Origin of the sequence: Streptomyces sp. NBC_00523, from assembly GCF_036346615.1 — a bacterium.
Taxonomy (GTDB): domain Bacteria; phylum Actinomycetota; class Actinomycetes; order Streptomycetales; family Streptomycetaceae; genus Streptomyces.
The window spans coordinates 3,376,637-3,396,958 of record NZ_CP107836.1 but is presented as its reverse complement, the minus strand read 5'-3'; the positions used below and the strand labels follow the sequence as shown (position 1 = coordinate 3,396,958).

Annotated in this window: 15 protein-coding genes and 1 tRNA gene; 13 read left to right on the top strand and 3 right to left on the bottom strand. The window is 71.7% G+C overall.

All coding sequences use genetic code 11. The features are described 5' to 3' along the window. From OHS17_RS15310 to OHS17_RS15265, 10 genes are all read left to right on the top strand, one after another. Positions 1-1,008, top strand: a complete 1,008-nt coding sequence (locus OHS17_RS15310) for a helix-turn-helix domain-containing protein (RefSeq protein ID WP_330312638.1) — start codon at positions 1-3, stop codon at positions 1,006-1,008. 72 nt (positions 1,009-1,080) lie between these two features. Beyond that, a complete protein-coding gene (locus OHS17_RS15305) occupies positions 1,081-2,151 on the top strand; it encodes an ABC transporter ATP-binding protein (protein ID WP_330312637.1) in 1,071 nt (356 codons plus the stop codon). Further along, positions 2,148-2,939, top strand: coding sequence for an ABC transporter permease (locus OHS17_RS15300; RefSeq protein ID WP_330312636.1), 792 nt, complete (start codon positions 2,148-2,150; stop codon positions 2,937-2,939). Before OHS17_RS15305 ends, OHS17_RS15300 begins: the two co-directional genes overlap by 4 nt. A gap of 69 nt (positions 2,940-3,008) precedes the next feature. Continuing rightward, a complete protein-coding gene (locus OHS17_RS15295) occupies positions 3,009-3,848 on the top strand; it encodes an ABC transporter permease (protein ID WP_330312635.1) in 840 nt (279 codons plus the stop codon). A gap of 100 nt (positions 3,849-3,948) precedes the next feature. Beyond that, positions 3,949-4,146, top strand: a complete 198-nt coding sequence (locus OHS17_RS15290) for a hypothetical protein (protein ID WP_026171399.1) — start codon at positions 3,949-3,951, stop codon at positions 4,144-4,146. Positions 4,147-4,483: 337 nt separating this feature from the next. Next, positions 4,484-7,276: a type I DNA topoisomerase gene (topA, locus tag OHS17_RS15285; protein ID WP_330312634.1), complete on the top strand. Its 2,793-nt coding sequence runs from the start codon at positions 4,484-4,486 to the stop codon at positions 7,274-7,276. 315 nt (positions 7,277-7,591) lie between these two features. Further along, positions 7,592-10,906, top strand: a complete 3,315-nt coding sequence (tmk, locus tag OHS17_RS15280) for a dTMP kinase (protein WP_330312633.1) — start codon at positions 7,592-7,594, stop codon at positions 10,904-10,906. A 149-nt stretch (positions 10,907-11,055) separates the two neighbouring features. Further along, positions 11,056-12,261: a DNA polymerase III subunit delta' gene (locus OHS17_RS15275; RefSeq protein ID WP_330312632.1), complete on the top strand. Its 1,206-nt coding sequence runs from the start codon at positions 11,056-11,058 to the stop codon at positions 12,259-12,261. Positions 12,262-12,343: 82 nt separating this feature from the next. Further along, a complete protein-coding gene (locus OHS17_RS15270) occupies positions 12,344-13,894 on the top strand; it encodes an alpha/beta hydrolase (RefSeq protein WP_330312631.1) in 1,551 nt (516 codons plus the stop codon). Between the two features lie 99 nt (positions 13,895-13,993). Next, positions 13,994-14,067, top strand: a tRNA-Thr gene (locus OHS17_RS15265). 58 nt (positions 14,068-14,125) lie between these two features. On the opposite strand, the gene OHS17_RS15260 is transcribed toward OHS17_RS15265, so the two are convergent. The 3 genes from OHS17_RS15260 to OHS17_RS15250 form a co-directional block, all read right to left on the bottom strand. Continuing rightward, positions 14,126-15,586 (bottom strand): GMC family oxidoreductase, encoded by a 1,461-nt coding sequence (locus OHS17_RS15260; RefSeq protein WP_330312630.1) that lies wholly within the window; start codon positions 15,584-15,586, stop codon positions 14,126-14,128. A 47-nt stretch (positions 15,587-15,633) separates the two neighbouring features. Further along, the gene (locus OHS17_RS15255; RefSeq protein WP_330312629.1) at positions 15,634-16,455 is read right to left on the bottom strand and encodes a phytanoyl-CoA dioxygenase family protein; all 822 of its coding nucleotides are present in this window, start codon (positions 16,453-16,455) and stop codon (positions 15,634-15,636) included. A 70-nt stretch (positions 16,456-16,525) separates the two neighbouring features. Beyond that, positions 16,526-17,539: a GNAT family N-acetyltransferase gene (locus tag OHS17_RS15250; protein WP_330312628.1), complete on the bottom strand. Its 1,014-nt coding sequence runs from the start codon at positions 17,537-17,539 to the stop codon at positions 16,526-16,528. Positions 17,540-17,754: 215 nt separating this feature from the next. Here OHS17_RS15250 and OHS17_RS15245 point away from each other — a divergent pair, with 215 nt between their 5' ends. Genes OHS17_RS15245 through OHS17_RS15235 form a run of 3 tightly spaced genes read left to right on the top strand, consistent with a single transcriptional unit; the run spans position 17,755 to position 20,302 of the window. Beyond that, a complete protein-coding gene (locus OHS17_RS15245) occupies positions 17,755-18,603 on the top strand; it encodes a phytanoyl-CoA dioxygenase family protein (RefSeq protein ID WP_330312627.1) in 849 nt (282 codons plus the stop codon). 17 nt (positions 18,604-18,620) lie between these two features. After that, complete coding sequence (locus OHS17_RS15240; RefSeq protein WP_330312626.1) at positions 18,621-19,517, top strand: glycosyltransferase; 897 nt, start codon at positions 18,621-18,623, stop codon at positions 19,515-19,517. Positions 19,518-19,546: 29 nt separating this feature from the next. Then, on the top strand, positions 19,547-20,302 hold the full coding sequence (locus OHS17_RS15235) for a class I SAM-dependent methyltransferase (protein ID WP_018102173.1): 756 nt from the start codon (positions 19,547-19,549) through the stop codon (positions 20,300-20,302). Positions 20,303-20,322 lie beyond the last annotated feature (20 nt).

Sequence of the window (20,322 nt, the reverse complement as noted above, 5' to 3'; positions counted from 1 at the left end):
ATGATCCGGATCGAGCTGGACGAGGCGTCGCTCGGCGCGACCCGTATCGCCATCAGCCCGCTGTGGGACGCCTTCTGCAGCCTCCATCTCGCGATGCCGCACCGCCACCCCTCCCGCCCGTACGAGGAGTGGGTGGTGCGGGCCCGCGAGGTGCTGCGCGAGGACGAGCGGACGCATGCGCTCCGGCTGCTGATCGACGGTCCGCACCAGTTCCCCGACTTCATGCTGCCCCGGCCGGTCGGCGCCACCTCCGTCGGGACGGAGCTCGACGCCGTACGGACCACCCCGGCCGACGCCGTACGCGCGGGAATCGCCGAGCACTACGCGGGGCTGGAGGACCATCCGTACGTACGCCCCTATCTCGCCGATCCCGAAGGCGCGTGCGCGGCGCTCGCCGATGCGTACGCGGCGTACTGGGAGGGCGCGATGGCCGCCCACTGGCCCGTCATGCGCCGCCTGGTCGAGGACGAAGTGCTCATCCGGGCGCGGACCTTCGCCACCGAGGGCATCGACGCGCTCTTCACCGGCCTGGAGAGCCGGGCCAAGTGGCAGCCACCCGTCCTGGAGCTGACGAAGCACATCGACGCCGAGTACCGGGCGGGCGAGCGGCGGCTCCTGCTCGTGCCCCTCGTCTTCGCGGAGGGCTGCCGTCTCTACTCCACTGACGACCCCGAGGTCCTGACGGTGTCCTTCCAGGCGCGCGGCGCGGGCGCCCTGCGCGAGCGGCCGGTGGAGCGCGCCGACAGCGGCGACCGGCTCGGACTGCTGCTCGGCCGGGGCCGGGCCTCCGTGCTGCGCCAGCTCGGCGGTCCGCTCACCACCGCCGGGATAGCCGACCGGCTGGGGCTCGCGCCGAGCACGGTCTCCGAGCATCTGTCGGCCCTCGCCGAGGCCGGTGTCGTCACCCGGCACCGGATAGGCCGCAGCGTCTACTACCAGCTCACCGACACCGGCCGCGCCCTCCTCGCGCTGCTCTCCGGGGAGGACGTGCTGCGCGCGGTCTCATGAGCGCGAGCGCGGACGATTCGGGGGGTTCCGAATCGATGGCAGAGCGGCAGCGACGGACCTAGCGTCCGGGCCATGCTTGCGATCGAGGCGAAGAACCTGCGCCGCACCTACACCAGCCGGAGCGGCTTCCTGCGTCCGCGCCGCACCGAGACCGAAGCCGTGCGGGGGATCACCTTCGAGGTGGCGCGCGGCGAACTCTTCGGGCTGCTCGGGCCGAACGGCGCGGGCAAGACCACCACCATCAAGATGCTCAACACCCTGCTGCTGCCCACCTCCGGCACGGCCCGGGTGCTGGGGCACGACGTGGCGTCCGACCCGGTCGCCGTACGCCGCCGGATCGGGTACGTCTTCGGCGGTGACCGGGGCCTGTACGACCGGCTCTCCGCCCTCGACAACCTGCGCTATTTCGCCGAGCTGTACGGAGTCGAGCCCCGGGACCAGAAGCGGCGGATCGCCGCACTCCTCGACCTGGTCGGCCTCGCCGGGCGCGAGAAGGAGCGCGTCGAGGGGTACTCGCGGGGCATGCGGCAGCGGCTGCACATCGCGCGCGGCCTGCTGCACGGCCCCGATGTGCTGTTCCTGGACGAACCCTCCATCGGCGTGGACCCGGTGGCGGCGCGCGACCTCCGCCGCACCGTCGCCGACCTGCGCGCCGACGGCACCACGGTGCTGCTGACCACGCATTACATGGCGGAGGCCGACGAGCTGTGCGACCGGATCGCCGTCATCGCGGGCGGCACGATCAAGGCACTCGGCACCCCGGACCGGCTCAAGTCCCGCGTCCAGGAACGCGGCATCCTGGAGATCGAGGCGTACGGGGCGGGCGAGGACCACCTCGAACGCATCCGTGCCGTGGCCGGTGTGCACGGCGTGGCCGCCGAGGACCGGGGCAGCCGACAGGCCGTCATCGTGCAGACGGAGCACGGCGCCGACCTGCACGGACAGGTCCTGGCGGCGCTCGACGGGGTCCGCGTCGGACGGGTCGTCACCCGGGAACCCACGCTGGAGGACGCCTACATCGCCATCGTGGAGGAGGCGGACGAGCCCTCCCGCGCGGAGCCCGCACCGACCGGGCCGGGTCCCGGCGAGCAGGCCCCCGTTGCCGGAACGGACCGCCACCTCGACGGGGAGGTCGCCGCATGACGCCCGCCCGGGCCCTGCGCCTGACCACCGTCGGCGTGCGGACGCACGTGTCGTACATGAGCCGTTCGCCGCTGGAGATCACCTTCGCCGTCCTCGTCCCCCTGGTCTACGCGACGCTCTCCGTCTACCTCTTCCGCGCCGCCGACGACCCCGACCGGCTGCTGACCGCGGCCGTCGGCGCGGGGCTGATGGGCATCTGGTCCTCGGTCCTCTTCGGATCGGGCGGGGCCGTGCAGAACCAGCGCTGGCTGGGCACCCTGGAAACGCTCGTCGCCTCGCCCACCCCGCTCGCCCTCGTCCTGCTGCCCATCACCCTGGCCACCGCTGTGATCGGCACCTACTCCATGGGCGCGACGGTGCTCTGGGGCGCCGTGCTCTTCGACGTGCCGCTGGACTTCGCGCATCCGGTGCTCTTCCTGGCCGCCGTCCCGGTCTGTGTGCTCTCGCTCGGGATGATGGGGCTGCTGCTCGCCGCCACCTTCGTCCTGCTGCGCAACGCGAACGCGCTGGCCAACCCGCTGGACGCGCCCGTGTGGCTGCTCTCCGGAATGCTCGTGCCGATCACCGTCCTGCCGGACTGGACGCGTCCGGTCTCCTGGGCGCTCCCCACCACCTGGGGCTCCCGCGCGGTGCACGCGGCGACCTCCGGCGGCGCGGGCGCGGCCGAGGTGCTGGTCCCGATGGGCGCCGCCCTCGGACTCGGGGCGCTCTACGCGCTGCTCGCCGTCCTCGTGCTGGGACGCGTCGAACAGCGCGCGCGGGCCGCCGCGACCCTCGCCCTGGCCTGACCCGGCGCGCCGCCCGCGCCGACCCTGCCCTCCCCGCCTCCCCTTCCGCCCCACCCCAGGAGTTGCCGCATGCCCGCCCGTATCCCCCACGCGGATTCCGGTTCCGCGCCCGGCCTCCGCCGCCGGATCGTTTCCTCGGCCAGGCTCGTGGTGATCGGCGGCGCGCTCTCGTACCGGGCGCTCTTCAACTGGACGACACCGCCCATGTTCATCGGCACCCTGCTCGTCGGCCCGCTGCTGCAACTCCTCTTCTTCGTCTTCCTGGGACGGCAGCTGGGCCTCGCCGACGACCGCTTCTACCTGCTCGGCAACGCCGTGATCTCCTCGTCCACAGCCTGTGTGTACGGCGGCACGATGGCCGTCGCCAACGAGCGGCGCTACGGGACGCTCGGCGCGGTCCTGCTCAGCCCCCGCCACCGTGCTCCGCTCTGGTTCGGCCGGGCCCTCCCGTATGTGCTGAACGGCCTCGTCATCAGCGTCTTCACGCTCTCCGCCGCCTGCCTCCTGCTCGGCCTGCGCATTCCGCTTGGGGCTCTTCCCGGGCTCGGCGCGGTGCTGCTCGCCGCCGCTGCCGGATGCTCCGCCTTCGGCCTGGCGCTGGGGGCCCTGGGGCTGCGCTTCCGGGACGTCTTTCTCGTATCGAACGTGGCCGCTTCCGTACTCCTGCTCCTGACCGGTGCGAACGTGCCGCGGGAGACCCTGCCGGGCTGGATGCGGGCCGTCGGGGACGTACTGCCGCTGACTCACGCCGCCGACGCGGCGCGTCAGTTGTCCGCCGGGGCCGGGCTCGACGGCCGGGGCATCGCCGCGGAACTGCTGACGGGCGCCGGGTACGCCCTGCTCGCCGTCGTCCTGCTCGCCCTGTTCGAACGGGGGAGCAGGCGGCGCGCGACGCTCGACGTGATGTGACGCGCCCTGCTGTTCACCCCGCGTTGGCGTCCGCGACGCTCCGCGGTGGGAGCCTCCCCGCGTATCCGAGATGTGGCAGGGGAAGAGGGAGGCGTACGGAATGGAGAGCGGGCCCGCTGTCCTCGCCGGAACGACGTTCGCACTGTTCGGCGCGGCGCTGCTGCTGTGGACGGGGGCGCGTGTGCTGAACCGCGCGCCGGTGGCGTACGGGGTGCGCCCCCTTGTCTCCACCGCACTCGCCACCGTGTTCGGCGTACTTTTCCTCGTCCTCGGGGTGTGGTGCTTCGGCCGCGCGTGAGTACGCCGGTGCGGCAGGTGTACGAGGCCGGGCCGCTCCAGGACCCGGTGGTGAGGCCGGAAACACGCCCGGGCCGCGTGACCCTCGCGCCCCGCACCCGCAGGGCGGTCCGGACCGTACCGAAACCCGCAGGCCGTGGCCGTGCGCGCGGCGGACCGAGCGGGCCGGGCGGCAGGAATGGCGGAAGTCGGGTTACCGTTCGAGTGGCCGTTGCGGGCTTTTGCCGTTTGACACGGGGGCGGGTTGTACCGTCACACTCCGCAGCGACAGCACTGTCGGCAGCGCCCTCGCGCTGCCCCGGATGCCCACCGAGCGTCGACCGGAGAGAAGAGCGAAGTTGTCCCCGACCAGCGAGACCGCACAGGGCGGCCGCCGACTCGTCATTGTCGAGTCCCCTGCCAAGGCGAAGACGATCAAGGGCTACCTCGGCCCCGGATACGTTGTCGAGGCGAGCGTCGGGCACATCCGCGACCTCCCGAACGGTGCCGCCGAGGTGCCCGACGAGTACACCGGTGAGGTGCGCCGTCTCGGCGTCGACGTCGAGAACGACTTCGAGCCGATCTACGTCGTCAACGCGGACAAGAAGGCCCAGGTCAGGAAGCTGAAGCAGCTGCTGGCCGAGTCCGACGAACTCTTCCTCGCCACCGATGAGGACCGCGAGGGCGAAGCCATCGCGTGGCACCTCCAGGAAGTCCTGCGGCCCAAGGTCCCTGTCCACCGGATGGTCTTCCACGAGATCACCAAGGACGCGATCCGCGCCGCCGTCGCCAACCCGCGCGAGCTGAACCAGCGCATGGTCGACGCCCAGGAGACCCGCCGTATCCTCGACCGCCTCTACGGCTACGAGGTCTCGCCGGTCCTGTGGAAGAAGGTCATGCCGAAGCTCTCGGCGGGCCGCGTCCAGTCCGTCGCCACCCGGCTCGTCGTCGAGCGGGAGCGCGAGCGCATCGCCTTCCGCTCCGCCGAGTACTGGGACCTGACCGGAACCTTCGCCACCGGGCGGGGCGGCGACGCCTCCGACCCCTCGACCTTCACGGCCCGGCTCAGCGCCGTCGACGGGCGCCGCATCGCCCAGGGCCGCGACTTCGGCGCGGACGGGCAGCTGAAGTCCGGCTCCGGCCAGACGCTGCACCTGGACGAGGCGAACGCCCGGGCCCTGGCCGCCGCGCTCGCGGACTCCTCGTTCGCCGTGCGGTCCGTCGAGTCGAAGCCGTACCGCCGCTCCCCGTACGCGCCCTTCCGTACGACGACCCTCCAGCAGGAGGCGAGCCGGAAGCTGGGCTTCGGGGCGAAGGCCACGATGCAGGTCGCGCAGAAGCTGTACGAGAACGGCTTCATCACCTATATGCGTACCGACTCCACGACCCTCTCGGACACCGCGGTCTCCGCGGCCCGGGCGCAGGTCACGCAGTTGTACGGGGCGAATTACCTGCCCGAGAAGCCGCGTACGTACGCCGGCAAGGTCAAGAACGCGCAGGAGGCGCACGAGGCGATCCGCCCCTCGGGCGACCGCTTCCGCACGCCTGCCGAGACCGGCCTCACCGGCGACCAGTTCCGGCTGTACGAGCTGATCTGGAAGCGGACCGTCGCCTCCCAGATGAAGGACGCGACCGGTAACTCGGTCACCGTCAAGATCGGCGGCCGGGCGAGCGACGGGCGGGACGCCGAGTTCTCCGCGTCCGGCAAGACGATCACCTTCCACGGCTTCATGAAGGCGTACGTCGAGGGCGCCGACGACCCGAACGCCGAGCTGGACGACCGCGAGCGGCGGCTGCCGCAGGTCACCGAGGGCGACGCGCTGTCCGCCGACGAGATCTCGGTCGACGGCCACGCGACGAAGCCGCCCGCCCGGTACACCGAGGCGTCGCTGGTCAAGGAGCTCGAAGAGCGCGAGATCGGCCGGCCGTCGACGTACGCCTCGATCATCGGGACGATCCTCGACCGCGGCTATGTGTTCAAGAAGGGCACGGCCCTGGTGCCGTCGTTCCTCTCGTTCGCCGTCGTCAACCTGCTGGAGAAGCACTTCGGCCGGCTCGTCGACTACGACTTCACGGCCCGCATGGAGGACGACCTCGACCGCATCGCACGCGGTGAGGCCCAGTCCGTGCCGTGGCTGAAGCGGTTCTACTTCGGTACGCAGGAGGGCGACGACGCGGCCGGTGCGGGGGCGGCCTCCGACGCGGGCAACGGCGACGGCGACCACCTCGGCGGGCTCAAGGAGCTCGTCACCGACCTCGGCGCGATCGACGCGCGGGAGATCTCGTCCTTCCCCGTCGGCAACGACATCAAGCTTCGCGTCGGCCGCTACGGCCCGTACATCGAGCGCGGCGAGAAGGACTCCGAGGGCCACCAGCGCGCGGACGTCCCCGAGGACCTGGCCCCCGACGAGCTGTCCGTCGAGTACGCGGAGGAGCTGCTGGCCAAGCCGAGCGGCGACTTCGAACTCGGCGCGGACCCGGTCAGCGGGAACCAGATCATCGCCAAGGACGGCCGCTACGGGCCGTACGTCACCGAGGTGCTGCCCGAGGGCACGCCGAAGACCGGCAAGAACGCGGTGAAGCCGCGGACGGCCTCGCTGTTCAAGTCGATGTCGATCGACACGGTGACGCTGGCCGACGCGCTCAAGCTGATGTCGCTGCCGCGGGTGGTCGGCGTGGACGCCGAAGGCGTGGAGATCACGGCGCAGAACGGGCGCTACGGGCCGTACCTGAAGAAGGGCACGGACTCGCGGTCGCTGACCTCCGAGGACCAGCTCTTCGATATCACGCTCGAAGAGGCGCTGGCGATCTACGCGCAGCCGAAGCAGCGGGGGCGGGCCGCGGCGAAGCCGCCGCTGAAGGAGCTGGGCACGGATCCGGTGAGCGGGGCTCCGGTCGTCGTGAAGGACGGGCGGTTCGGTCCTTACGTCACCGACGGGGAGACGAACGCGACGCTGCGTACCGGGGACAGTGTCGAGGACATCACGCCGGAGCGGGGGTTCGAGCTGCTGGCGGAGAAGCGGGCCAAGGGGCCGGCGAAGAAGAAGACGACGAAGAAGGCTGCGGCGAAGAAGGCGCCGGCGAAGAAGACCACGACGAAGAAGACCACGACGAAGAAGGCTGTCGCCAAGAAGGCTGCGGCGGAGGAGTAGGGGGCGCCTGCGGCGGGCGTCTTCCCCTACCCGCCCCTTCCCGAAACCGGGGCTCTGCCCCGGGCCCCGCGCCTCAAGCGCCGGCGGGGCTGGAGTTTCGGGGCTCTGCCCCGGGCCCCCGCGCCTCAAGCGCCGGCGGGGCTGGAGTTTCGGGGCTCCGCCCCGGGCCCCCGCGCCTCAAGCGCCGGAGGGGCTGGAGTTTCGGGGCTCCGCCCCGGACCCCGCGCCTCAAACGCCGGCGGGGCTTGGTGGTGCGGCGGGGCTGGATTGGCGGGCGGGGCACGGGGGATGTGGGTGGGCCGTTAGGCTGGGCGGATGACGCGAGCCGAGCAGCCTACGGTCGTGAGCCCCACCTCCGACGCACTTGCCGCAGACTCACGCGAGCGCGCCGTGCGAGCCCTGTTGCGTGTTCCTCCGCTGAAGCGGTTGTGGAGCGCCCAGCTCGTCGGCAGTACCGGCGATGCACTCGCCCTTCTCGTGCTGGTGCTGTTGTCGCTGCAAGCGGCGGTTCTCGAGGGCTCATTCGGGACCGGATACCGGGGGGCGGCCTTTGCCGTCGCCGCCGTGTTCGGGGCCCGGATCATTTCCACCCTGCTCTTCGGAGCCGTACTTCTGGGGCCGTTGACGTCGCTCACGGCACCGGGCGGGCCGGTCGACCGGCGGTGGCTGATGATCGGCGCCGACGGGTTGCGGCTCCTGCTGCTCGTCGTGGCGCCCCTGTGGATCGACTGGACGCCCGCCAACGCGCTCACGATGATCCTCGTCACCGTCTTCGTGGCCGGGGTGGCCGAGCGGCTCTGGACCGTCGCCAAGGAGAGCGCGGCGCCCGCGCTGCTGCCCGCCCCGCCGATCGAGGGCGCCGCCGTGCGCCCGCTGCCGGACCACCTCGACGCACTGCGCCGGCTGTCCCTGCGTACGGACTTCGCGGCCGTTCCGCTGGCCGCGGCCGTTCTGCTGGTCGCCACGGTGATCGGCAGCCTGCTGGGCTCCGGCCTGGACTGGTTCTCCTTCCATCAGGCGGCCCTCGGTTCGTACGTCGCGGCCGGGCTGTTCTCCGCCTCCATCTCCACCCTGTACTTCCTGCAACTGCCCGCCACACAGACGCCACGCCCGCGCTCGCCCCTGGAGGGGTTGCGCCGGCCGTCCGCGGGGAACGGGCCCGACAAGGGCCGCACCGGTTCCATCCCGCTGATCGTCGCCACCTGCGCGGCGGTCGCCGGAGCCATCGCGGCCGCGGCCGCCGTCGCCGTGCTGCACGCCAGCGACCTCGGCGGCGGGCCCGTCACGCTCGCCCTGCTGGTCCTCGCCCTCACCGGCGGTACGGGTGTGGGCATCCGTACGGCGGGCAAGGTGCTGCCCACCCTGTCGCGGCGGCGGATGCTCTCGTTCGCCACCGCCGTCACGGGCATCGCCCTCCTGGCGATGGGCCTCGTCCCGGACACCGCGACCGTCGTCCTGCTCGCCGTACTCGCCGGATACGCGGCGGGCGTCGCCGCGAACACCGGTCACGTCCTGGCCGACCAGGAGACCGAGGAGGCCCGCCGGACCCGGATCACCGAGCACCTCCAGGCCGTCGTCCGGATCCTCATCGCCCTCGGCGCGGTCGGCGGCCCCCTGGTCGCCGCGGCCATCGGCACCCACCGGCTGACCATCGGCGACTTCGTCTTCGCGCACGGCGGCGCCGCGTTCACCCTGATGCTGGTCGGCGCCCTGCTGCTGCCCGTCGCGGTCATCGTCCTCGCGAAGACGGACGATCGTTCCGGCGTACCGCTGCGGCGCGATCTGCGCGAGGCGCTGCGCGGCGGCGACCCGGCCGTCACGCCCGCCGCGAACGGCTTCTTCATCGCCCTGGAGGGCGGCGACGGAGCCGGCAAGTCCACCCAGGTCGAGGCGCTCGCCGAGTGGATCCGGGCCAAGGGCCACGAGGTCGTCGTCACCCGTGAGCCGGGCGCGACCCCTATCGGGAAGCGGCTGCGGTCCATCCTGCTCGACGTGTCGTCGGCCGGGCTCTCCAACCGGGCCGAGGCCCTGCTGTACGCCGCCGACCGCGCCGAGCACGTCGACTCGGTCGTCCGCCCGGCCCTGGAGCGCGGCGCCGTCGTCATCTCCGACCGCTACATCGACTCGTCCGTCGCCTATCAGGGCGCGGGCCGCGATCTGGCCCCCACCGAGATCGCCCGCATCTCGCGCTGGGCGACGAGTGGCCTCGTACCGCACCTGACCGTCCTCCTGGACGTCGCGCCCGAGACCGCGAGGGAACGGTTCACCGAGGCGCCCGACCGGCTGGAGTCCGAGCCGCCCGAGTTCCACGCCCGGGTGCGCTCCGGCTTCCTGACCCTGGCCGCCGCCGACCCGACGCGGTACCTCGTGGTGGACGCCGCGCAGGAACCGGAGGCCATCACCACCGTCGTACGCCACCGCCTCGACCAGGTCCTGCCGCTCTCCGAGGCCGAGATCAAGGCCCGCGAGGAGGCCCGCAAGGCCGCCGAGGAAGAGGCCAGGCGCCGCGCCGAGGAAGAGGCCGCCCGCAAGGCCGAGGAGGAGCGCCTGGAGCGCGAGCGGCAGGAGCAGCTCGCCAAGCTCCGCGCCGAGGAGGAGGAGCGCAAGCGCCGCGAGGAGGAGGAAGCCCGCCGCCGCGAGGCCGAGCGCCAGGCGGAAGAAGCCCGGCAGCGCGCCGAGGAGGCCAGGCTCCGCGCCGAGGAGGAGGCCGCCCGCAAGGCCGAGGAGGAGCGGCAGCGTGCTGAGGAGGCCCGCCGCGTCGCCGAGGCCGAGCGTGTGCGCCGCGAGGCCCAGGAAGCGGCGTACGAAGCGGAGCAGGCGCGGCTGCGCCGGCAGGCGGAGGAGGAAGCCCGGCTCCGCAAGGAGGCCGAGGCCGCGCGGCTGGAGAAGCAGCGCAAGGCCGAGGAGGCCCTGCTCCGGGCCGAGGCCGCCCGCCGCCAGGCCGAAGCGGAGGCCCGGGCGAAGGCTCAGGCCGAAGCGGATGCCGCCGAGGAGCGTGCCCGTGAGCGGGCCGCCCGCGAGGAGGAGGCCCGCGCCCTGGCCGCACGGCAGGAAGCCCGCGCCCGGGCCGCCCGGGAGGAGGAATCCCGGCTGCGGCAGGACTCCGGGGGCTCATCGGAGGCCGGCGGTTCCGGCAGCGGCGACCGGCCCGCCGGGCCCGACAACGAGTTGACCGTGCCCACGCCGATCGTGGACCCGAACGAGATCACGCAGCCCGTTCCCGCGCCCGGGGAGCCGGAGTCCGGCTCCGGCCGGGGGCCCTGGCCGTCCGACCAGGACGAGACGACCGTGATCCCGAAGTTCTCGGACGACTCCGAGGAGACGACCGTGCTGCCCGCCGTGCCGGACACCGGGCGCGGTGCCGGCGTACGGGACTCCGACCCGGCCGGCCGCGTGCCGCGCGGCATCTTCCGGGACGAGCGGCAGCCGGAGGGCGACAACGAGCGCACCCGTGAGCTGCCGCAGGTCACCGACCCGCACGCGGAGCAGCAGCGACCCCGGCGCCCCCGGCCCGACTGGGCGGAGGAGACCCCGCTGGACGACCTGCCCAGCCTGGCCGACGAACTGCTGGGCGGTTACGACGACGAGGGCCCGGAGTCCTCGGGCCGGGGACGACGGCCGCGCCGCTGACCGGGACACCCTTACGGGACGACGCCGATGGCCCCGCACCTTTCCCTGGTGCGGGGCCATCGGCGTCCGAGTTGTCAGACCCGTCCCTCACAATGGGAGACCGGAGCGACGGGAGCCACGCGTCGAGCGAAGCGGAAAGGCGGTGCCCCATGTCCGTGTGGGACGACCTGGTCGGCCAGGACCGGGTGCAGGAGCAGCTGGGCGCCGCCGCCCGGGACGCCGATGTGCTGGTCACCGCCGACGCGGCGGGGGAGCCGGTGCCGCCCGGCTCGAAGATGACGCACGCCTGGCTGTTCACCGGCCCGCCGGGCTCCGGGCGCTCCACCGCCGCCCGGGCCTTCGCCGCAGCGCTCCAGTGCACGAGCCCCGACCGCGCCCTGGGCGGGGCGCCGGGCTGCGGCTTCTGCGACGGCTGCCACACCAGCCTCATCGGTACGCACGCGGACGTCGACGTGATCCGCACCGACCTGCTCTCCATCGGTGTGAAGGAGACCCGTGAGCTGGTGCGCCGCGCCCAGCTCTCGCCGGCCGTCGGGCGCTGGCAGGTCATCGTCATGGAGGACGCCGACCGCCTCACCGAGGGCGCGGGCAACGTCCTGCTGAAGGCGGTCGAGGAGCCCGCCCCGCGCACGGTGTGGCTGCTCTGCGCGCCCTCGCTGGAGGACGTGCTGCCGACGATCCGGTCGCGGTGCCGCCACCTCACCCTGCGTACGCCGCCGGTCGACGCCGTCGCGGACGTGCTGGTGCGCCGGGACGGCATCGACCCGGAGCGGGCCGCAGCCGCGGCCCGTGCGACGCAGGGGCACATCGGCCGGGCGCGCCGCCTCGCCACGGATGAGCGGGCCCGGGCGCGGCGGGCCGCGGTGCTGAAGCTGCCGCTGCGCGTCGAGGACATCGGGGGCTGCCTGAAGGCGGCTCAGGAGCTGATCGACACCGCGACCGAGGACGCCAAGCAGGCGTCCGAGGAGGTGGACGCAAAGGAGACCGAGGACATGAAGGCGGCGCTCGGGGCCGCCGCCGGAGGCCGGATGCCGCGCGGCACGGCCGGGGTGATGAAGGAGCTGGAGGACAGGCAGAAGCGCCGCAAGACCCGCACCCAGCGCGACAGCCTCGACCTGGCGCTCACCGAACTGACCGGTTTCTACCGCGATGTGCTCGCCCTGCAGTTCGGCTCGCGGATCGCGATAGCCAACGCCGACGCCGAGGACGCCCTGGACCGCGTCGCCCGCGCGTCCACCCCGGAGCGCACGCTGCGCCGGATCGAGGCGGTGTCGGCCTGCCGCCGCGCCCTGGACCGCAATGTGGCGCCGCTGCTGGCGGTGGAGGCGATGACGATGGCGCTGCGCGCGGGCTGAGACGGCGTGCCCGTACACCCGCCGGATCACCCGAAAGAGCAAGGAATCGGGTGAACGGCCGGGCTGCGGCTACGCTCCGGGCATGGACACCAGGCGCCCGTTCCGCACTCTCGCCCTCGCGCTCGGCACCGCCGGCCTGCTCGTCTCCGGGTGCAGCGGCGGAGACTCGTCGTCGGGAACCTCGTCCTCCGCCGACACGGCGTCCGCGTCGCCCTCGGCGGTCCCGGCCGCCCTGAAGTCGTACTACGCGCAGCACCTCAGCTGGCGGGACTGCGGAGTCAGCGGCTTCCAGTGCACGACGATGAAGGCGCCGCTGGACTACGCGAAGCCGGACGGCGGCGACATCAAGCTGGCCGTCTCGCGCAAGAAGGCCACCGGCCCCGGCAAACGGATCGGCTCCCTCCTGGTCAACCCGGGCGGCCCCGGCGGATCGGCTATCGGCTACCTCCAGGGCTACGCAGGGATCGGCTACCCCGCCCAGGTGCGGGCCCGCTACGACATGGTGGCCGTCGACCCGCGCGGGGTGGCGCGCAGCGAGCCCGTCGAGTGTCTGACCGGGCCGCAGATGGACGCGTACACGCAGGTGGACCAGACCCCGGACGACGACGCCGAGGTCACGAAGCTGAGTGACGCCTTCGAGAAGTTCGCCTCGGGCTGCGATAAGCGCTCGGGCGAGGTGCTGCCGCATGTCTCGACCGTGGAGACCGCTCGCGACATGGACATGCTGCGCGCCCTGCTCGGCGACGAGCGGCTGAACTACGTGGGGGCGTCGTACGGGACGTTCCTCGGGGCGACGTACGCCGAGCTGTTCCCCGGCCGCACCGGCCGCCTGGTCCTCGACGGGGCGATGGACCCCTCGCTCTCGTCGGTGGAGATGAACCGGGCCCAGACGGCGGGGTTCGAGATGGCGTTCCAGTCGTTCGCGAAGGACTGCGTGCAGCAGGCGGACTGCCCGCTCGGGAGCACGTCCGCCTCGGATGCGGCGGACCGCCTGAAGAAGCTCTTCGCCGACCTGGACGAGAACCCGATCCGCACGGGCGAGTCCCGCGAGCTGGGCGAATCGCTCGCCACGACGGGCGTCATCGCCGCGATGTACGACGAGTCGGCCTGGCCCCAGCTCCGGAGCGCGCTGACCGGTGCCGAGTCGGGTGACGGTGCCGGGCTGCTGGCCCTGGCCGACAGTTACTACGAGCGTGAGCCGAGCGGTAAGTACACCAATCTGATGTTCGCCAACGCCGCGGTGAACTGCCTCGACCTCCCGCCCGCCTTCACCGGTCCCGAGGCCGTCGAGAAGGCGCTCCCCTCCTTCGAGAAGGCGTCCCCGGTCTTCGGCAGGGGCTTCGCCTGGGCGGCCCTGAACTGCGGCCACTGGCCCGTCCCCGCCACCGGCACCGCCCATCGCATCGAGGCGAAGGGCGCCGCCCCCATCGTCGTCGTCGGCACCACCCGCGACCCGGCCACCCCGTACGCCTGGGCCGAGTCCCTGGCGGACCAGCTCTCCTCGGGCACCCTCCTCACCTACGAGGGCGACGGCCACACCGCGTACGGACGCGGCAGCGACTGCATCGACACGGCGATCAATACGTATCTCCTGGAGGGCACCCCGCCCGCCGCGCACAAGAAGTGCCGCTGACCTGCGCGAACGGTGCCGGAACGGGCTGGTTCGGAGCACCCCTGGAAACTGTGTAGACTTGGCGTCGCTGCTGATCGCATCATGGTGCGAACAGGGCGCGCCGCCTTAGCTCAGTTGGCCAGAGCAACGCACTCGTAATGCGTAGGTCTCGGGTTCGAATCCCGAAGGCGGCTCAGTCGAGAACCCCAGGTCACTTTCGTGACCTGGGGTTTTTGGTTTCGGGCCTGCGGGTCAGGTCGTCAGGTGGTGGGCGAGGCGGAGGGCCAGGGCTACTACCGTCAGGGTGGGTGGGGCGTAGCCGCCGGTGGGGAAGGTGGAGCCGCCCGCGATGTACAGGTTGGTGACGTCGTGTACGCGGCTGTCGCTGTTCACCACGCCCTCGGACGGGGAGTCGGCCATGCGGGTGGTACCCAGGTGGTGGGGGCCGCCGACGGTGTCCAGGGACCAGGCGTTGGGGCGTATGCGGGCCTCGGTGGCGCCGAGGGTGTGCAGCAGGTCGCGGGCGGCGGCCGCCGCCACGTCCACCGTGCGGTGGTCCGTGTCCGTGAGCTCCCAGTGGACGACCGGCTTGGGCACTCCGTAGCGGTCCCGGTCCTCGCCGAGGACGACGCGGCTGTCGCGGTTCGGGATCTGCTCGGTCACCGCGACGAGGGCCAGTTCGTCGCTCGTGGCGGGCACGCTCTGCTTCAGGTGGACGGGGCGGTCCCGGTGCTCCACGGCGATGCGGTGCTGGGTGTGGTCGCCCACCTCCTCCAGGAACAGCTGCGCCCTGCCCACCCCGGCCGCGCGGCAGGCGTCGTCCGAGAGCATCAGGGCGCCGGTCGTGGACATGGGCTGTCCGTCACGGGACGTCCCGGCCGGTTCGCCCGCGAAGAAGCCCAGGTCGAAGTCGGCGGCGTTGCCGCGGAAGCGGAGGATGTCGACGTGAGGGTGCTCCATGAAGTAACGGCCCACGATGTCATGGCCGTTGCCGAGACCCTCGGGCCACTGACCGTTCGCCGAGGCGAGGAGCAGGCGGGGTGTCTCGAAGCCGCCGGCGGCCAGGACGAAGGAGCCGCCGGTGACGCGGCACTCGCCCTTCGGCGACGCCACGACCAGGTGGTCGACGCTCGACCCGTCCGGTGACGTCACGATCCGCGTCACCGTCGCGTCGAGCAGGAGGTCCGCCCGGCCCGTCGTGAACATCCCGGCGTGCCGGTGGCCGAGCTGGACGGCACCGAGCGCCGGGAAGCACCGCGACTCCAGCGGGGAGCCCGCCGCACGCGCCTCGTCCTGGCGCTTCCAGGACCTGAGGTCCACCTTGTCGGGCACCCCGCAGAAGGCGAGCGCTTCGGAGTAGTACGGCGCGAGCTCCGCGTGGTCCAGGCACCAGCCGGACGCGCCGGTGACCTCGGGGCGGTCCTCGAAGTCGATGGGGTCGAGCGGTTCGATCCAGCCGCCCCACAGCGTCGTGCTGCCGCCGAGACCTCGCGGCCGGCACGCGGCGAGGTTGTAGTACGGGTTGCCGCCCTCGATCCGGCCGCCGCCCAGATCGGGGTCGGGGGCGGGGCGGAAGGCTCCGCTGTCGAGTACGAGGACGTGGCGGCCGGCTTCGATGAGTCCCGAAGCCACCGCCATCCCCGCGGGGCCGGCGCCGACAACGACTACGTCCGCTTCGAGCGCGGGCTGCTGCGGATCGATGGTGGAGATCACCGGACTCGTTCCTCGTGTCTCGTATCAGGGGTGGGCGGAAGTGGGGTCTATTCGGCTTCGGTACGGATCTCCGGGCGCCCACCGGCGTACGGGCCCGTGAGCAGCTGCCGCTGGCGCGGGGTCCAGGGCTGGTCCAGGTTGGCCCAGGGGGATGCCTTCTCCCACTGGATGTGCCCGGGGGCGTACTTGCAGAGAACCGCGCGCCGGTCGTGCCCGGCGGCCCAGGGGAGCGATCCGTGGGTGACGGCCTCGGTGAAGATGACCGCGTCGCCGGCCTTCATGGGCACGTGGACGACGGGCGGTTCCTCGCCGGTGATCGCGCGGATCTCGTCCGGGACGGGGAACGACGACTTGTGGCTGCCGGGTATGACGCAGAAGCCTCCGTCGCCCGGGTTGACGTCGCTGAGCGCGAAGGAGACGACGACCAGCCCGTTGTGCATGCGGCCGTCGCGGACGAGGTAGTACTGCGAGGGGTCGAACGGTGTGGCGCCGTTGTGCAGGTGGTGCGGGGTTCCGTCGCCGGCGCCGGCGCGCATGAAGATCGCGTAGCTGTGGTCGATGCGGAGCTGGGGGCCCAGGAGCTGTTCCAGGGCCGGCAGGATGCGCGGGTGGTCGACGAGGTCCCGGAACGGCTTGCCCCAGTCGCTGAGGAGACCGTTCGTCAGGTCGACCGGGCCCATGGACTCGTCGTCGTTGCCCTCCTCGGAGTCGGGGAACCCGGTGTGGATGTAGTGCGTCTTCTCCAGGAGTTCGGGTACGCCCGCCTCGTCGACGCCCGCGTTGAGGGCGGTCAGCTCCTCCTGGCTCAGCACATCGCGCAGCACGATGTAGCCGTTGAGGTCGAAGAGGTAGCGCTCGGTCTCGTTCAACGGATGTCCTTCGGTAGTGACGTGTGAGGGAGGCCGCGGCACTTCCCGGGCCTTCCGAGTACGGCCGGTGCTACTTCGGGGCGAATTCCGCCCGCAGGACGCATTCCTGCCCGGCCCCGGCATCGAGTTTGTAGAGCTCGTCACCGCGCCCGGTCCGGAGGCGTGCGCAATCGCGAGCGGTGAGTTGTCCGAGCGTTTCTTCCAGCAGGATTCTTCCCGGACTGTACTTTCTGAAGTCCGTGGAATAGCTGCGCATATAGAGAAGGGGATCCTCCGGTGGGCCGACATGCAGGTCCTCGGCTATGCGGAGGCCGTTCAGTTCGAGCACCCATAGCCTGGCCATATTGCGTTGTGCCAGCCCGCACATCATGGTGCCCATGAAGTGAGGAAATCCGGGGAGGCGTTCGACCGAGGGAAGCTGGTCGATGCGTCCCTGCCGGGTCCAGTTCTCGAATCTTGTCCGCAGGAACCTTTCGCCTTCGGCGACCGTCAATTCGTCCCCGGTGACGACACCGAAGGTGAGAGGCCCCCGGCCGCCCAGATAGCGCCTTCTTCGTGCATGTCTCGCGGCGTTGACGCGGGCCAGTGCCGGCGTGATGACGGGCGCGGCCTCCGTCTCCAGGGCCCACTGCGGGGACCGCCGCAGTTCCCGGGTCAGGTGGCCGTTCGGCGCCAGGGCGTCGAGCGTGACCTTCTTGCCGACCTCGGCGGCGACGTCCTCCAGCAGCCCCACCAGTGCGGTGACCAACTCGCCTGCCTGATCAGGGCGGTGGAGGACCAGGTCGTGCTCGTCCCCCAGCGGTTGGCCGGCGAGGGTGAGCGTGCCCGCGCCCGGCTCACCGGCTTCGGTGAGTGCCACCGCGGCCCAGGCGTCGTCGTCGCGGACGACGGCCACGGCGGGCTTCCCGAGCTCGGGCAGGCTGTTCCATGCGGAAAGGACCCATTCGGGCCGGCAGAACTCGGTCGCGGTGATCTCCGCGGGCCAGTTCTTGACGAATTCGACGGCGTCGGACGAACGAAGCACTATTGCAGAATGCAATTGATCGGACACCTCCCCCGTGTCTGCATTGATAGTACCCAGCAAGATCGCACCGTCAAGCGTCTTCCGTGACGGACCGAGAGGGCGGGCCGCACCCGCTCCTTCACCCATGACGTCACGTCAACTACCAGCGGTTCCACAGGTCGTGGGATCAAAGGTGTAACGCAGAGCACATGCCCCCGGCACCCGCCAGGACGGTGATCGAGATGTCTTCTATGTCGCTTTGATTAGATTTTTTCGTCCGCCATGAAGACGCCTTCGTGTGCTTCACTGTTTGCCGACTGAAGATCTGGTCACCTCACAAGGGGGATGTAGTGACGGACGCAGCCGATCTGATTCCTGCCCTGCCCGACATAACCGATGACCTCGGCACTGCCATCGAGCACGTACGCGCATACGGATGCGCACGATTGGCCGGTGCGCTGTCCGAGGAAGAAGTCGGTGAGCTCCGCGAAACAATTCACGCGGAAGCGGCGAAGGACTTGGCCGACGACAACGACCACATCTATTCCGACGGGTCGAACCAGCGCGTCTGGGCGCTGTTCAACCGCGGTGAGTCGTTCCTGAAGCTCGCCGAACACCCCACCGCCCTCGCGCTCATGGAGTCCTGCCTGGGGCCGGATGTGCGCATGTCCAACCTGAGTGCCAACATCACCGGTCCGGGCGGCGGTGCCATGACGCCGCACTGGGACCAGGACTGGGCGGCACGTCCCTGGCCGCAGGCGCTCGCGGCCCATGTCATCTGGATGGTCGACGAGTTCACGGAGGAGAACGGGGCCACCCTGGTCGCGCCGGGCAGCCATCTGCTCGACGGCCCGCCGCCGGAAGGTTCGATGGTGCCCGCCACCGGGCCCGCCGGTACCGCCCTGGTCATCGACGGCCGGATCTGGCACGGCACGGGGGCCAACCGGTCGGCCGGCTCCCCGCGCACCGGCGTGCTCGCGTACTACTGCCGTCCGTACATCCGCCAGCAGGAGAACTTCCAGCTGAGCATGGCCCCTTCGGTGCTGGAGTCGCTTTCGCCCGCGCGCCGCGACTTCTACGGCTTCGGCTTCTACGAGTACCTCAACATGATCAGCGGACCGCCGCGCGACCTCGACCGCTACTGAGCAGGGGGAAGAACGGAGTGAAGGTCAGTATCGGCATCTTCGCCCACAACGAGGAACACACCGTCGGCCGCGCGATCGAGGCGATGCTCGCGCAGGAGCCGGAGCAGGCGAAGATACTCGAGATATTCGTGCTGTCCTGCGCGAGCACGGACAGCACCGTCGCGGCCGCCGAGGCCTACGTCCGCCATGACGCCCGCCTCACCGTGGTGAACAGACCGAAGCGCGAAGGCAAGCTGGCCGCCATCAACGACTTCCTCGCCCGGGCCACGGGCGACGTCCTGGTGATCGCCGGCGCGGACCTGGTGGTCGCGCCGGGTCTCGTGGAACGCCTCGTCGAGCCCATGAGGCGCGATCCGCGGTGCGGGATGACCGGACCCCGTATCGCCACGCACGGCACGGCTGGGCTGACCGGGCGGATGCACGATCTGCTCTGGCGCATGCATCACGAGATCGCCTCCATGCAGCCCAAGCTCGGCGAAGTCGTGGCACTGCGACGAGATTTCGTGCCGGAGGGGCTGCCCACGGGCATCCACTGCGACGAGGTGGTGATGGAGGCCGAGGTGATCCGGCAGGGCGGCCTTCTCGCGTACGTCTCCGAGGCCGAGGTGCGCAACTTCCCGCCGAGCGACGTCCGCGAGTTCTACGGCCAGCGGCGCCGCATCGCCTGCCAGCACCGGGCGGCGGACCGCCGGCTGTCCTACCGGCCGGCCACCCTGAGGAAGCGGAACGTCGTGCGCGCCGCCCTCAACGTCGTGCGCGAGAACCCGGGCCGGGTGCTCACCCTCGCCTCGCTCTGCGGAGTCGAGCTGGCCGCCCGGATGCAAGGGGCCATCGATGAGCGGCGCGGGCGCACGTACCAGGTCTGGAGCCCGGTGCTGCGCGAAGTCCGGGTCAACGCCACCCAGCCCAACTGAACCGCCCGCAACGTGAGGTGAAGAGAGACATGCCCGAATACGCGGCACAGCAGTACTGGGACGAGGTGGCCGGCCACATCGGAGTCCGCTCCGACGGCGGCGGTGTCGTCGCCGGGGACGACACGGAGTTCTACCGGCTCAAGCGCTCCATGTTCATGCGGCGGTTCCTGGGCCCGGCGCTGCGGGACGCGGCCACGGTCCTCGAAGTCGGCTGCGGCCCCGGCGGCAACGTCCGGTGGCTGACCGAGCAGGGCAAGAAGGTCGTCGGCGCGGATCTTTCGGAGACCATGCTGCGGCACGCCGGGCGTACGGTCGACGCCGAGTTCGTCCACATCGACGGCCGGACCCTGCCGTTCGAGGACCGGCGTTTCGAGGCGGTGTTCGTCGCCACGGTCCTCCAGCACAACCCGCCCGAGGACGCCCGCTCACTGCTCCTGGAGATGGCCCGGGTCGCCGAACGAGACGTGCACCTCTTCGAGGACACCGCCGTGCTCCCGGTCCACGACCGGTCATCGCACTGGCTGCGGCGGCCCTCGTGGTACGCGGCGACGCTCCGCGACGCCGGATTCACCCCGGTGGCGACCGAGCGGCTGAGGCTGAGCGCCCAGGAGGTGTCCGCCGCGCTGGTGCGCGCCGCCGCGTCGGGCGGGCGGCACGAAGGAGCGAGGGCCACCCGGCGGCACATCAGGGCCGAGGCCGCCGTGCTTCCGGTGGCGCGGGTGGTGGACGCGGTCGTGCCGCCGGCCGTGGGGCTGACCCGTATGTCGTTCCGGCGCGTGCGGTAAGGGGCGGGTGCGGCAAGGAG